The sequence below is a fragment of the Novosphingobium sp. KN65.2 genome (assembly GCF_001368935.1).
Lineage (GTDB): Bacteria > Pseudomonadota > Alphaproteobacteria > Sphingomonadales > Sphingomonadaceae > Novosphingobium > Novosphingobium mathurense.
The window spans coordinates 58262-72147 of sequence record NZ_CCBH010000145.1 but is presented as its reverse complement, the minus strand read 5'-3'; the positions used below and the strand labels follow the sequence as shown (position 1 = coordinate 72147).

The 13886-nt window shown below is 62.8% G+C and carries 11 protein-coding genes; 3 read left to right on the top strand and 8 right to left on the bottom strand.

Features of this window, described 5'->3' with window-relative positions:
* The first annotated feature begins 136 nt into the window (after nt 1–136).
* Complete coding sequence (locus SPHV1_RS10030) at nt 137–1171, top strand: LacI family DNA-binding transcriptional regulator (protein ID WP_082430954.1); 1035 nt, start codon at nt 137–139, stop codon at nt 1169–1171.
* Between the two features lie 25 nt (nt 1172–1196).
* Here the strand turns inward: SPHV1_RS10030 and SPHV1_RS10025 are convergent, their stop codons facing one another.
* The 8 genes from SPHV1_RS10025 to SPHV1_RS09990 all read right to left on the bottom strand — a co-directional run bounded on the left by SPHV1_RS10025 (nt 1197) and on the right by SPHV1_RS09990 (nt 11892).
* Nucleotides 1197–2396, bottom strand: coding sequence for a glycoside hydrolase family 6 protein (locus tag SPHV1_RS10025; protein ID WP_255352268.1), 1200 nt, complete (start codon nt 2394–2396; stop codon nt 1197–1199).
* 162 nt (nt 2397–2558) lie between these two features.
* Nucleotides 2559–3998: a hypothetical protein gene (locus tag SPHV1_RS10020; protein ID WP_054945892.1), complete on the bottom strand. Its 1440-nt coding sequence runs from the start codon at nt 3996–3998 to the stop codon at nt 2559–2561.
* Between the two features lie 95 nt (nt 3999–4093).
* On the bottom strand, nt 4094–6970 hold the full coding sequence (locus SPHV1_RS10015; protein WP_054945891.1) for a TonB-dependent receptor: 2877 nt from the start codon (nt 6968–6970) through the stop codon (nt 4094–4096).
* A 134-nt stretch (nt 6971–7104) separates the two neighbouring features.
* On the bottom strand, nt 7105–8148 hold the full coding sequence (locus tag SPHV1_RS10010; RefSeq protein ID WP_054945890.1) for a FecR domain-containing protein: 1044 nt from the start codon (nt 8146–8148) through the stop codon (nt 7105–7107).
* Nucleotides 8142–8654 carry an RNA polymerase sigma factor gene (locus SPHV1_RS10005; RefSeq protein WP_054945889.1) on the bottom strand — a complete coding sequence of 171 codons (513 nt, stop codon included), beginning with the start codon at nt 8652–8654 and terminating at the stop codon, nt 8142–8144. The genes SPHV1_RS10010 and SPHV1_RS10005 overlap by 7 nt, the downstream gene beginning before the upstream one ends.
* A 270-nt stretch (nt 8655–8924) precedes the next feature.
* Nucleotides 8925–9338, bottom strand: coding sequence for a TadE/TadG family type IV pilus assembly protein (locus tag SPHV1_RS10000; protein WP_054945888.1), 414 nt, complete (start codon nt 9336–9338; stop codon nt 8925–8927).
* Complete coding sequence (locus SPHV1_RS09995) at nt 9338–9844, bottom strand: TadE/TadG family type IV pilus assembly protein (RefSeq protein ID WP_054945887.1); 507 nt, start codon at nt 9842–9844, stop codon at nt 9338–9340. The genes SPHV1_RS10000 and SPHV1_RS09995 overlap by 1 nt, the downstream gene beginning before the upstream one ends.
* Nucleotides 9844–11892, bottom strand: a complete 2049-nt coding sequence (locus tag SPHV1_RS09990; RefSeq protein ID WP_054945908.1) for a pilus assembly protein TadG-related protein — start codon at nt 11890–11892, stop codon at nt 9844–9846. Before SPHV1_RS09990 ends, SPHV1_RS09995 begins: the two co-directional genes overlap by 1 nt.
* A 283-nt stretch (nt 11893–12175) precedes the next feature.
* On the opposite strand from SPHV1_RS09990, the gene SPHV1_RS09985 reads away from it, so the two are divergent.
* Both SPHV1_RS09985 and SPHV1_RS09980 read left to right on the top strand, forming a co-directional pair.
* Nucleotides 12176–12718, top strand: a complete 543-nt coding sequence (locus SPHV1_RS09985; RefSeq protein ID WP_054945886.1) for an RNA polymerase sigma factor — start codon at nt 12176–12178, stop codon at nt 12716–12718.
* Nucleotides 12715–13740, top strand: coding sequence for a FecR domain-containing protein (locus SPHV1_RS09980; RefSeq protein WP_054945885.1), 1026 nt, complete (start codon nt 12715–12717; stop codon nt 13738–13740). The genes SPHV1_RS09985 and SPHV1_RS09980 overlap by 4 nt, the downstream gene beginning before the upstream one ends.
* Nucleotides 13741–13886: the final 146 nt, after the last annotated feature.

Genomic DNA, 13886 nt, shown 5'->3' with positions numbered 1-13886 from the left:
CCACCTTACAAAATTGTCAACGTTTACCGACGAGACGGTCAACGTTTACTGTCGATTGTCGACAGAAGTCAATAGACCCGCTAAGAAGGTTTCGCGCGTGGGGACAGCGATCCGGGAAATTGACCTAAATTGCTGATTGGAGAACACAATTTCGAAGAGACCAACGATCGTCGATATTGCGCGGGTCGCTGGCGTCACACCCAAGACCGTTTCTCGCGCGCTCAACGATGCCCCTCACGTCAGCGAGAAAGTCCGCCAGAAGGTCAAGGAGGCCGCGGCGGCGCTCGACTATCATCCCAACATCGCCGCGCAGAGCCTGATCGCACGGCGTTCCTATCTCATCGGCCTGACTTATGAGCGGCCTAGCCCCAGTTATGTCGTCGAGCTGCAGAACGGTGCGCTCAGCCGCCTCGAAGCCGGGCGCTACCGGCTCGTCGTACTGCCTTTCAGTCAGGTAACGAACCGTCAGGAGGAACTTGGCAAGCTGCTCCTGCGCGCCGGTCTCGACGGAGTGCTGCTTGCGCCTCCGGCCTGCGACCAGCCTCTGCTGCTCGACATGCTCGACCGCCAGAAGTTGCCCTATGCGCGCATCACCCCGCACAGCGAGCTCGATCGCGGGCTCGTCGTCACGATGGACGAAGTGGCGGCGGGCGAGGCAGTCGCGGCGCATCTCCTGACCCTTGGCCACAGACGCGTGGCGATCATTCTGGGCGACCCCTCCCACGCCGCAAGCATCGGACGCATGGACGGCTATCGCCGCGCCTTCGAAAAGGCAGGCATTGCCATCGATCAGGACCTCGTCGTCACCGGCGACTTCACATTCGATGTCGGCTACCGGGTTGCGCTGGAGTTGCTGCGTCGCACGCCCCGGCCCACCGCGATCCTCGCGCAGAACGACGATATGGCTGTCGCCGCGATGGCCGCAGCGCGCGAACTGGGGCTTGCGGTTCCGCAGGATGTGTCCGTCGCCGGGTTCGACAATTCCGAAGTTTCGCGCACTGCATGGCCGCAGTTGACCACGGTGAACCAGCCCGTACGCGAGATGGCGTGGGACGCAGCCGACCGGCTCATCGCCGCGCTCGACGGCGAAAGCGAACCACAGGAACCGCGCCGCCGCGATCATGCGCACGAACTTCTCGTCCGCGCCTCTACCGTTCCGCCACCGGCCTGATGCCCATGGCAGACGATCCGAAAGACTACTTCGCAACCAGCGGAGGGTCTGCATTTTCGACGAGTTCGCGCGCCTGGGCTGCGAACCACGAACCGGCAGGCGGCGCGATCACGCCTCGCTCGGGGTCGGCTGGGCCGCCATGCCCGCGATGACATTGGCCATCCGATTCACCGGGAATCTTGATCCAGAGATAGGCGTCGACATAAGCCTCTTCGCTCTCGAGCGTCGGCCGACGCCCCAATCCACGCCCCGGCGGATTGCACCAGACCTCCGCGTCCGCGTACTTGCCAGTCGGCGGTGACCAGCCGCCACGCCCGTTGCGGCTGGAATCGATCACCGCGCGCTTCTGAACTCCCGGATCGCGTGCGACTCCCAATTGCCCGAACAGTTGGTTGTAGGACGCGTCGGTCCTTGCGACCGAGGCCCCGAACCCGGCCTCATCAACACCCTTGTCGTGCGCGGGGCATTGGCGCGGCTCCAGCCCGCCCCGGTTCACCAGCGCGATGCAATCGCTGACCCACCGCGCGTAAGGCACGAGGCGCGCATCGCTCTCGTAATTCGAAACATTGAGGAAGAAACCATCTGCCCTTGCCACATCGGCACGGATCAGGCGGCTTGCGGCTTCCGCGGGCGTCAGCCAGCCGCTTCCGGTACCGTCGAGGTAGAGGCCGACATTCGGCAGCTCGGAAAGTGTCAGAACCGCGTCTCGCAAGAGTTCGAAACGCGTATCGGCGGCGCGTTCGTCGAGGCCTTCAGGGCGACAGTTCTCAAGCTCTTCCGAAAGCGTGCGATGCCAGGGAATGACGCCCAGCCCGTCAGGTTCGAGAATGACGATTGCCTCACGATCCCCGATCCCTTTCGCAAATCCGCGAATCCAGGCGCGATAGGCAGCGCCGTCCTTCGCGCCCCCGGCAGAATAGAGCGCGCAGTCGCGGTAGGGAATATTGTAGGCCACGAGCACCGGTACTTCGCGCCGGGCAACTGCACGGTCGACCAGGGCACGAACCTTGCGCTCGACCCTTTCGGGCGTGCCATCGGTGAACCATGATGCCGAAGGAATGCCTGCCATCGCCAAGGCGTCGCGGCGTGCCTGCCCTGCCAGGCGCTCCGCGATCCTGGCTGTCGTGCTTTTCGGATCGACGAAAAGTCTGCGCCCCTCCGCTTCGTTAGCCCGCGCGCACAAGGGGGACGCGCATAACAAAAGCGCCAGCAGCAATCGGATCACAAGCTTCAGGTCCCTCCGTTAAACGGCAGGATTATCAAATTGATATCCGACAGGGAAGAATGAGAGGATTACAATCTTGAACGGCAGAACCGAATGCCCCTCAAGAGGGGCTGCGCCAGCTGCCGCGACTATTGCGCCGCCGCCTGCCGAGACGGCGAAACCTCAGTCGCGGGTCAGGAAAATCGGGTTGCTGTAGAACCACAAGTCAGCCCCGGGATCTTCGCCGGGGACATCGACGTCCGGTTCGCCCTGCTTGGTATTGGTTCCGCGCAGACGCAGGTAGATTTCCCCGTCGAAGTCGGGAATCCGGTACTGCAGCGTGACCTTGCCGCTCTTGCCGCTAGCCCTCGGTATCGGGAACTGCCGCGCAACGTGGGTATCGATTCCACCCGATGTGCCCACCGAGCCGACGATGACATCGACATGATCGAGCGCGGCATCCACCGCCATCCCCGGCTTGCCCACTGCCCCCATAAGCTCGATCGTCAGCAACGTGGGCCCCTTCGCGGGTAGGGCAAGTGTCGAGCCCAGTTCGACCGGCCTTCCGGCCACTGCAAGCGAAACCCCCGTCACCAGATTGCCGGTACTCACGAAGACGCGGCCTTTGCGCAAACCGTCGAGGATGTCAGCCGGTTCGCGGCGCGAATGAACCCAGGTCTTGGCATATTCGCCCGGCCAGAAATCGGCGCCGCCTTCGCTGTGGTGGCCATGCGAATCCGACCCCGCCGTGATCCACCAATGCCGCCCTTCGGACAGCATTGCGTCCCATGCCCCGCCCAGCGTCGCGGTCATCTGGTCGAAGCCGCCCATCGTGGGGTAGCCGCCGTACAGGCCGCGAGAGCCATGGGCGGCGTCCCTGCCTTTCTCCGGCATTGCGGCCTGATGACCCGGAATGCCTTCCATGCCGACTGCGACGTGGGGGGCTACATCCATCCATCGGCGGAATTCTTCGGGATCATGAAGCCCCCACAGGCCCGGGCCAGTGGCGGTACGTGAAGGATGGTTGGCGAGCAGGACCGGCCGGGGCGTCAGCCCCTCCATCATGCGCAGCGCCTCCAGCATCCTGGGCTTCGAATCGCGCGCCGGATCGGTCGGCCAGGCGTCGCGCTCGGCATAGCCGGCCTCGATCCGGCGCAGGTTCTCGCGCTCGGAAGGATCGCGCGGCATGATAAGCGTTGCATGCTCTCCGCCGGGTGTGTCGAACTCCAGCCCGTAAAATACGATGAGGTCGGGGACCGCCTTGCGCACATCCTCGATCACCGGCCAGGCAACGCGATAGTTCAGTTCGGAATGGTGCGGGCCACCGTGATCCGTCGCGACCATCCAGTCCAGACCGAAGCGGCGGGCCATCTGCGCGTTCTGCAAACCGGTGTGACGGCTGTCCCCGCCCAGAACCGGCTTTGGCGCGGCCTCGGGATGCGCCGGATCGGGCTGCCAGCCCGCGCTGAATTCAGAATGGACGTGATGATCCCCCGCCAGCCACTCACGCGGGCCGTCCTCGCCACTTGCTTGCCCGCCCCCCCCTAGCTGCCCGCTTGCGGCGGTGGCGAGGAAGAAGGTGACCAAGGCAAGCGACTGCCTGCCGATGATGGATTTGCGCATGAGTGTTCTGTTCGCCTGTCTGCGAATCCCAATAGTGCGAGCCCCCGACCCTCTCCCTTTCGGGGAAGGACCAGGGGCCCACAGGCATCGGAAGATCAGAGACTTACGCGTGCAGAGAGGCGCACGGTGCGGCCGTAGTCGGTGTAACCGGCGAGCCAGTTGTTATCGACGTAGTCCAGCTGCTTCGCGTCCAGGATGTTGATGCCCTGCAGCGAGATCTGCGCATAGTCGGTAACCCGCAGGCTGAGGCTGCCGTCAACGCTGCCGAATGCCTTGGAATTCTGCGACAGGCGGTTGTTGGTGCCGACCGACTGCAGCACGTTGCCGCGCCAGCTATAGCTCAGCCACGCTTCGAACGGACCGTTCTCGTAGAAACCGGTCAGGTTGTAGCTGTGCTTGGCGATGCCGGCGAGGTCGTCCTTGATCGTGGCGCTGTAGGTCGCCTTGCTGTCGGTGACGGTGTAGTTCGCCTGCAGGCCCAGCCCGTCGAACGGGGCGGGCAGGAAGGTGAACTGGTGCTGGAAGGCCAGTTCGAGGCCCTTCACCCAAGCATCGCCGCCATTGGTCGGGGCGGTCAGCTTGTAGACGTTGCCGTCGACGGTGAAGTCGGTCACCTGATTGTACACGAAAGTGCCGATGTCCTTGTAGAAGACACTGGCGATCAGGGCGCTGCTGGGGGCGAAGTAGTATTCCACGCCCGCGTCGTACTGCCACGCCTGGAAGCGCTTGAGGTTCGGGTTACCGCCATTTGCCTCGAAGATCAGGCCCGACGAATTCAGCGTCAGACGCGGTGCGAGGTCGGCCAGCGACGGCCGCGTGATGACGCGGGCCGCCGCAAAGCGCAGGATCAGGTTCCGCGCCGGCTCCACCACGAGGTTGGCCGAAGGCAGGAAGTCGTCGTAAGTGGTGACGAAGCTGACGGGCACCGCTTCGGTGCCGGTTTCGGCATGGCCCGAGGAAGTCTGGCGGGTATGCGCATAACGCATGCCGATGTTACCCCGGAACGGCGTGGAGCCCAGCAGCGAGTCGAAGTTGGCCATACCGTACGCCGAGGTGATTTCCTCGTCGATCTGGTAGGAGTTGCGCTTGTCGGCGCGGGTCGGCTCGGTACTGGCGATGGCACTCGTGTCCGACTCGTTCCAGAACGGATCGGGGCGCGGCTGTACCCACGAGGTCGGCAGGCTGCCCTTCATGCTCGAAAGAAAGTCGTTGAACGGGAACTGGTTGAAGTAGGTCCCGTCGAAGTGCTTGCCCTTGAGCGTCTCGAACTTGAGATCGCGACGGTCGTAATCGCGGCTGCGGCTGCGGTACTTGGCGCCAAGGTCGATCGACACGAACGGACCGAAATTGACCGGACGCTCGACACTCAGGCCGTAGGCATGCTCCTTGTCGATCGACTTGAGCGGGCGCCATTCGATGCGGCGGAAGGGCAGCAGGCTGGCCTGATCGAGATTGCTGTCGAGCAGCTCGACCGATGGCATCGCGCCGGACTCGGCCTTCGGCATCGTGAGGCGAACGCGTCCGATCGGGCCGCTGAGGCGGGTACGGGTGATCGGGCCGGCCGTGTCCGAAAGTGCACGGGTGACATAGGCCTTGGGGTGGAAAGTCCAGCCACCGGCCTTGATGTCGCCGCTGAGGCCGACGAACCAGTTCTGGTGAACCATGTCGGAAATGTCGCGACCGATCTGCGAGTCCGACTTGCTGATGCCGCCGACCACGACGCCGTCCTGGATCACCGCGCTGCCCGGAACGAGCGTCTTGGGATCGAAGCCGACCGAATAGGTCAGTTCGTCATAGTAGTCGTTCAGGCGCGTGTAGAAGCCTTCGAGCGCGAGGTTGACGGCATCGCTCGGCGCAAACTGCACGGCCGCGTTAACGGCGTAGCGCTCACGGTCTTCCTGCTCGAGCGTCGGGCGCAGCGACCAGGGGTGGAGGTATTCGCCATCGCTGGTTCCATCGCCATCCAGATCCATCTTGTCGATGCCCCAGTCGATGCCGGTCAGGCGATCCTGGCGCGTCGAACGTTTCGAATAGGTCGCCGCGATGAGCGCACCGAAGGTCGCGCTGTCGTTCTTCCAGCTCGCGAGGGTCGAGAAGTTGGGATCGACGCGATCCGCCTTCTCGGCATAGCTGCCCGCGGCGCTGACCACGAACTTGCCGGATTCCAGATCGAGCGGCTTGAAGGTGCGAATGTTGACGATGCCGCCGATGGCGCCTTCCTCGAGGTTGGCCGAGGGGCTCTTCACGACGTCGACACCGGCGACGAGTTCGGCCGGAATCGTGTCGAAGCGGAACTGGCGACCGCTCTGGCCGCTGTCGCGCACGTTCTCGTTCACCGCGATCGACTGGCCGTTCAGCAGGGTTACCTGGAAGTTGGCACCGAGGCCACGGACCTTGACGAAAAGACCTTCACCGCGGTCGCGCTCGATAGTGACGCCCGGCAGGCGCTGCAGGGCTTCGGCAAGGTTCTGCGAAGGGAAGCTGGCAATGTCGACCGCCTCGATGGAGTCGACGACGTTGTTCGCCGAACGCTTGCGATCGAGCGCATCGGAAATCGAGGCCGAGTACGTGCCGGTCACGACGATTTCGGACGTGTTGTCCTCGCTCGCGCCGACAGTGGCAGCGGCGCTCACCGGGGCGACGAGCGCCACAGGCTGACGCTGCGCCGGCGCGCGCTCGAGAAAAGCGGTGCCATTGGCGTAGCGGACAACCAGTCCGCTGTTCAGCAACAGGCGGTCGAGCGCGTTCTGCGCACTGAGCTGCCCGGAAACGGCACGGGCATTGCGGCCGCGGACGAGTTCGGGACGAAAGACGATCTCAAGTCCGGTCTGGCGCGAGAGCGTCCGCAGCGCTTCGGAAAGCGGCTGGGCCGTCAACTTCACCTGATAGGTGGCCGAAGCCTGCCCCCGGTCCTGGGCCTGTGCGACGCCGGCAGTTCCCGCGAGCAGGATGCTCGAGGCAAGCAAGGACATTCGTAAAGTCTTGAACACAATTCCTCCGCAACAACAGATAGTGCTTGTTCGACTGACAAGACAGCGCCCAGCGGAAGATCCGGACAATATTTTTTATTAAAGTTTCAGGTACTTATTACTACACTTTTGTTACACTAATTACCATCAACCAAGTAATATGTATTGTCTTTGTATATTTTCTTGAACCCATAGGCATGTCCGAGTTTTTCTAACAGATCGTCTGGCCTATTAATGCGAAATCGACCCGAGAGTTTCAATTGTGTAAGGTCATTATCCATAACGATACGTTCGCCGCTGCGCCTCTCTACAAGCTTGGCCAGATCGCCCAGCGAAATCTGCGCCTCATCGACCCAGCCATTGCGCCAGTCGTTTTCATCGGTTGCATCGAAGTGCGTAATCGTGACGTCCCGGCCAATCATGACGCGCGAGCCCCTTTTGAGCAGAAGCTTCGAGGTCTCGTCGCTGTCGGGCCGAATTTCGACCGTGCCGTCATAGACATCGACGCGGGTGTCCTCGTCCAGTTGGCTGATCAGGAAGCGCGTGCCGACCACGCGCACCCCTGCCCGCTTCGTCTGGATCAGGAAGGGACGCGATGTGTCATGGGCGACGTCGAAATGCGCGTCGCCGCGGCGCAGGGCAAAGTGGCGCTCGGTAGGCGTGAAACGCGCCTCTGCACTGGTATCCCCGCCCAGTTCGACGCGGCTGCCATCGGGAAGCTGCACCAGCAACCGCTCGCCAGGCCTGGTTTCCAGCACCATGCCCCGGGCCAGTCGGGAATCTTCGGCCGGAGCGTCAGGCGTCGGCTGGAACAGCACGCTGGCGGACGCAAGGCAAAGCGCAAGACACAAGCTGGCTGCAACGAGTTTCGGCCACGCGATTGCCGCAAGGCCCTGCTGCACCCACTCGAGCGCCGCCTTGACCGGCAAGGCGCGGCGCTGCGCGGCAAGGCGCGGCGCCGTCTTCAGCGCGGCCGTCAGCGTCTCGTCGGCGTAGAGACTGTCGGCCAGGGTGTATTCCAGCTCATGCGCCGGACTGCGTGCCAGCCATTCGCGCAGTTCGATGCGCTCCGCCTCACGGATCCGTCCGCTGTTCTCTCGCGCCACCCAGAATGCCGCTTGCGCCTGGATCTCGTCGATCCGGTCTTCGTAATGACGGAAGGCTCCGATGCGGATCACCATGGCGATACTCCCTCGAACACGTGCTTGTCCTGGTACGCGCGCAAGGATGCGAGTGCGCGCACCACGTGCTTCTCTACGGCCGCAGACGAGAGATTGAGCGCCCGCCCGATCTCTTCGTAAGACTGGTTTTCCAGACGGCGACGGACCAGAACCTCCCGCCGCAGGGGCGGCAGGGCATCGATCGCCCGCTGCAATTGGGCGAGCCTGTCGCTGTCGAGCGCAGCGCGGTCCTGGGTTGGGCGTTCGTCCACGAATTCGTCGGTGACGCCTTCGACCGTGCGGTTCTCGCGCCGCTGGTGGTTGATGAGCAGGTTTACCGCGATCTTGAAAAGAAGCGCCTTGCTGTTGCGCACTTTCTCGCGACTCTGGAACTCGACGAGGCGGATGATCGCATCGTGAGCGATGTCCTCGGCCAGCATCTCGCTTCCGGACTTGCGCACGAGGAATGCGACCAGTGCCCGCCGCTCGCCGACACCGATCCCGAAAGGCAAGGTGTTTGCGGTCATGCCGAAAGACCGCCTGCGCGTGCATCTGATGACAATCCCGGAGCCCGTGGTCTGTCCCTGGTCACAATCAACTCCACACGGCGGCCCACAAGCGAAGCGGTACCCGATGCTCAGACAAGCGAGACGGGCCGAACCGGACATTCCGAATGAAGTCGTGCCGGGACCGGGGGCACCCCCGTCACCAGTTTTGTTTCGCAGTCATGACGACGACGCCGCTGCGCGCGGTGAAGCACAGGTCCGCCCCTGACCGGGACGGGCAATTCCCGAAAGTCAGGTCAGTATCGGAAAACAGCCCGATCCGGTGAGTTCCTTGGGCACGATGGCGACCATGTCGCCCAGCACCGTCTCGAAGGGACGCGTGATCGTCACCGAATTGGAGTTCGCGTTGCCCTTGCAGGTCGTTCCCCCGGTGATCGCGACATCTGCAAGTTCGACGCCAACCCCCAAGGCCCTGGCGCGATCGACGGCATATTGCTTTTGCGCGGCAGTGGTGGCGCAGGCGGAATCGACCGACATGCAGCGGGCAGTGGCATGGGCGACGCGTTCCAGCGTCTGCTTGACCCAGAATGCGCGGCTGCCCTCGATAATGCCGAACAGCAGGATCACGAAGATCGGTGCAACGAGTGCGAATTCGACGATTGTCGCACCCCGGGTATTGCGCCCGATCCGGGATAACAGGCGCATCACTGGACTCTCACTGTGACGGACTGCCCACTCGACATGCCCTTGAGCAATCCGCCGGGTAACAGGATCGGCGAGAACCGGTGATTCGCCGAAAGCGTCACATAATACCCCGCGGTAGACCCCGAGGTCATCCCGGCGCCGGTACAGGTATCGCCGCAAGTCCCGGCGCGGTACGTCCCGTCGTTCTTGAGACAGGCACAGGTGCGATTGAGGTTAGTGCAGGCCGCGGCCACGCCGTTGCAGCTTGCCGTTACGCCAAGCGCGGGCATCTCGGCGAAATTGCGCACGTAGCCGGGCAATGCGCCGAAATCGACGTTCTCGCGGTCCGCGAAGGACTTGGTCGCTGCGGCCGACAGGGCCTCATTCACCCGCGAGCGCTCCATGTAGAAACTGGCGAAATCCAGCACGCCCATGATGACGAGAAAGAAGGCCGTCACCCAGATGCCGAATTCGATGGTGGCAACACCCCCCTCGTCCCGCTGTACCCTGCGCAGCAGACCGGCCATCACCGCACCAACCGGATGGAACTGGTCTTGCCGCCCGCATCGCCTGCCATCGACGGACAGGCGGATCCGGCCGACGCACCGCCGTTCGCCGCGATCTTGCTGGCTATCAGCGTAAAGCACTGCCCATGCCCAAGGGTCGTGTTGCCGCCAGCCATCTTCACTAGCGACTTGGGCAAATGGACGGTTCCCGCGAAGTTGTTGGCCGAACCACCAGTCCAATTGGTGTCCGCCGTCGTCAGGGAATCGATGAGCAGGTCGCCGATCTGCCCCCCGCTCACCGAATCGCCGGGCGCGACCAGCTTGGTCTTGGCTCCGCCGGCAAGGCTGAGCGTGCCACCGAGAATGAAGGTCACGTCGCTGCCGCCCATGTCGTAGCCAGAGAAGTCCGAGCCGTAAGTCAAACCGTTCAGCGGCGAGGTATAAGGCCAGGTCGTGCCGCCGGTGCCGTTCGTGAAGCCGCCCGCAATCGTGTAGCGTCCGGCGCCGAAGACCGCGGATCCGGCAATCCTGAGGTTGCCGTTGATGTAATGATTGCGCGTGCGGCCGAAAGCGATGCGGCTGCCGCCCGCGGTATCGATGTCGCCATTGGCGCTGAAGGTCCCGTCACCCATGAGGTAAATGGCGCTGCCAGAAAGCTTGATGGCCGCATTGCCGCTGCCCGGTCCGATCAGGTAATTGCCGTTGCCAACGGCAAGTTCGCTGCCGCCGGCAATGAAGATCCCCGCAACCGCGGTGAAATCGCCGTCACCCATCTTGGCCGAACCGCCTCCTCCCAGATTGAACCCGCCGAAGAAGTGGCTGCCATCTCCCATCAGCAACTTTTGACCGCCGCCCAGCGTGATGGTCTGGTTGATGATGACGGTGCCATTGCCCTTGCGGTTGGTGCCCTGCCATTTGACCAGGCCGCCGTTGCCGATCCACAAGGTGCCGTTGCCGATCGTCACGCCGCTGGAACCACTGTCGAAGCCGCCGTTGACGAAGATATCGGAGTCCCCGAAGTCCACGCTGGAGCCGCCGCCGATCGCCACGCCCTGCTGCACATAGATCCGTGAACCGCTTGCGAACCTGATCGCAAGGCCCCCGCCGGTCGTCAGCTTCTTGATGCAGTACGTCGCTGCCGGAAGATTGTAGCCAGACCCCGTCCAGTAGGCCTTCGCAGGGTGAGACGCGTTCGGGCTCCAGTCCAGGGCATAGTCCTTTGCCCCCGAGCAAACGGACGTATCGGGGTTCGAGAGGCCGGGAATGCTGGTATAGTTACCCAGTTCGCTGCGGGCATCGGCCAGATCCGCATTGTCGGCCCAGGGATCGACCAGTTCGGTCGCCTGGTTCTTGCGCTTGTCCGCGGGAGGAACGTTGCCGTTCCAGGGGGGGGCGCTGAAACTTCCGGCAAAACGCAAAGACTCGGCGGACAGCGTGCCATAGTCGACCACGATGTCGCCACTGCCGGAAATGATGTCATGCCCGCGGATCAACTGCCCCTTGTTCTGCACACTGCCGACGGCCGCGATCGAACAGTCCGGCGCATCGATCGAAGCGCCGCCGGTCACGGTGATCGCGTCGCTCGCGCTGGAGAGGGCAAGGAAGCAAGGCGGTGCATAAGGCGCCTGCGTCGTCAGGGACGCGAAGGACTGCGTCTGCACGCTGAAGCGATCCCCCATGCCCACGACTTTGGCGAGCGTATAGGGCGCCTGCGTAGTCACGGTCACGCGCACCGACTGGTCCCCTGCCGAGGGAAAATCGTCGTGCACCGTTGCCCGTACCGTCGCGCCGGCAATTCCGTTGGCGCGCACGATGTCCTTCGCAGTCGGTTCCAGCACGGCTTCGCTGGAATTCGCCTTGAAGGCCATGGCTGCGCCTAGCGCCGCCATATCCGCCGCCCGCTGGTTTGCCGCCTGCTGCTCGAGACCACGATTTATATCGAAGGCAAGCCCCGCAGCACCGAGCACGACGGGCAAGGAAAGGCCGGCGATAACGCCGACCCCACCACCCTTGTGGCGGAACAAACTCAGACTCAACTGGCTGAAAAAATGCGGAAAAATCTTCTGCATGCGAAGCTGTTCGCACGCGGTTATTAACATACCGTTTATTCTAGAATTCGACTTTAATATGACGGGGCATATATCTTGGCATATACCATCGACGATGCACTGTGTGGCCCCGATCATGGCGTGGCAGCAATCGACGCTTGGATCGTACGGCCGCTCAGGAGGAGTGTGCCGTCCGACAGTTGTGCTGCATAAGAATTGCGGTCGCTCGTCCTCGTTACGAGCGTTTCGCAAAACCATCATATAAGGCCGCTACGGGGCTCCCGATGAACCAACCGAGGGGCCGGTGCGAGCAAATCTGGAATCTCTGCCGTCCGGCGGGCCGGCTTCGGAACAGGAAGATTGGGGCCATGTCCAAACAGGCCTCATCCGCTACCTGAGAGCGCGCGCCGTCCGGGCAGATGTCGCGGAAGATATCGCGCAGGAGACCTTAATCCGGCTTATATCGGTTAGCCGCAAGCAGGCCGTCGCCAGCGTTTTTGCGCTGGGCTTCCGGATCGCCGACAATCTGCTTGTCGATCTATACAGGGCAGAACGACGGCTGACCGATGCCCCGGGGGACGACATGCGGAGCGAGGCCCCGTCGCTCGATCGCGTGCTTGATTCGCGCAGGGCCTATGCCGTGTTCCAGCAATGCCTGGACCGGATGCCGCCGCTGCGCCGCGAAGTGATCGTCCGACGCAGGATGCGGCAGGAAAGTTGCCGCGCCATCGGCGAAGCCCTGTCGCTGAGCATCAAGGCCGTCGAAAAACACATCACGCGCGGCCTTCTGGACTTGCGTCGCGCCATGGAAAAAGCGGGAATCGAACCCGCGGGGTGGGATGAGTGAGACCAAACGAGAGGGCCGAGATCGATGGCCAGGCCGCGACCTGGATCGAGCGGATGAACCGTCCGCTTCAGGACAGCGCAACCGCCGCTGCGTTCGATCGCTGGATCGCCGACGATCCCCGTCACGTGGAAAGCTACGCCCGCATGGCGGCGCTTTGGCAGTCGGAAGGACTGGAACGTGCATTGGCAGCCAGTCCTTCCGACCTCGAAAGCCGTGCTCCACGTGTCTGCGCTTCGGGTGAATTGAGCTATGGGCCGGTGTCTGAACTCCCCCATTCACCGGGCCTGGCTTCAGGCAACAAGCGCCGGTTCTTCGGTGGACTGGCCGCCGCGCTGGTCGCTCTCGCCTTGTCCGTTCCGCTCGCTCTGGGTCTTCTCGCGCCGGAGACCCGCTATGCGACGTTGCGGGGACAGGACCGCATCGTCGCGCTAGCAGATGGCACCACGATCCACCTTGGCGGCGACTCGGAGTTGACCGCTCGCATCACGCCCTGGTCACGTACGGTCAGGATCAAGCGGGGTGAAGCCTACTTCGATGTTGCGCACGAACGGATTCGCCGCTTCACGGTCGATACCGGCAGTGCGCTGATTTCGGTCCTGGGCACTGCATTCGATGTCAACGTCATGGACGGAGGCAACCGGGAAGTGCGTGTCTATCGCGGGCTGGTGAGCGTCGAGATGGGCAGCGGCGAATGGCGACTTCCGGCCGGAAGCGGACTTGCCATATCGGGCACGCATGTCCGCAGCCTCGACGGCGTCGACGGGCAATACCCCGGCTGGATCGACGGTTGGATTGACGCACAGGACACTGCTCTTGCCCGTCTTGTCGATCAGCTCAACCGGACCTCGGGCAAACCTGTGGTTCTGGGCGATCGGGCGATGGGCGACTTGCGGGTTACCGGCCGATTCAGACTCGAGGCCCGCACCGAAGTACTCGACACTCTGGCGGCCATCTACGACCTGACCTGGCGTGAAGAAGAAAGCCGCATTATCCTGACCCGAAGCGAAAGCCCCTCCGATTAGAGCCATTGCAATTTTCAAAACACCGGACACGTAAACATGATTTTTGAATCCAGAATAATACAACAAACAGTCATTGTCATAATTCGGACAGGTAAGTTTATTATTCTGTAATGCAATATATTTGTCGGGTTTGTTGATCTACGCCC

What these genes read in the sequence shown, in the direction of transcription:
- SPHV1_RS10020 (WP_054945892.1), bottom strand. Translation starts at nt 3,998, where the DNA reads ATGCGCAAATCCATCATCGGCAGGCAGTCGCTTGCCTTGGTCACCTTC.
- SPHV1_RS10015 (WP_054945891.1), bottom strand. Translation starts at nt 6,970, where the DNA reads ATGTCCTTGCTTGCCTCGAGCATCCTGCTCGCGGGAACTGCCGGCGTC.
- SPHV1_RS10010 (WP_054945890.1), bottom strand. Translation starts at nt 8,148, where the DNA reads ATGGTGATCCGCATCGGAGCCTTCCGTCATTACGAAGACCGGATCGAC.
- SPHV1_RS10005 (WP_054945889.1), bottom strand. Translation starts at nt 8,654, where the DNA reads ATGACCGCAAACACCTTGCCTTTCGGGATCGGTGTCGGCGAGCGGCGG.
- SPHV1_RS10000 (WP_054945888.1), bottom strand. Translation starts at nt 9,338, where the DNA reads ATGCGCCTGTTATCCCGGATCGGGCGCAATACCCGGGGTGCGACAATC.
- SPHV1_RS09995 (WP_054945887.1), bottom strand. Translation starts at nt 9,844, where the DNA reads ATGGCCGGTCTGCTGCGCAGGGTACAGCGGGACGAGGGGGGTGTTGCC.
- SPHV1_RS09990 (WP_054945908.1), bottom strand. Translation starts at nt 11,892, where the DNA reads ATGCAGAAGATTTTTCCGCATTTTTTCAGCCAGTTGAGTCTGAGTTTG.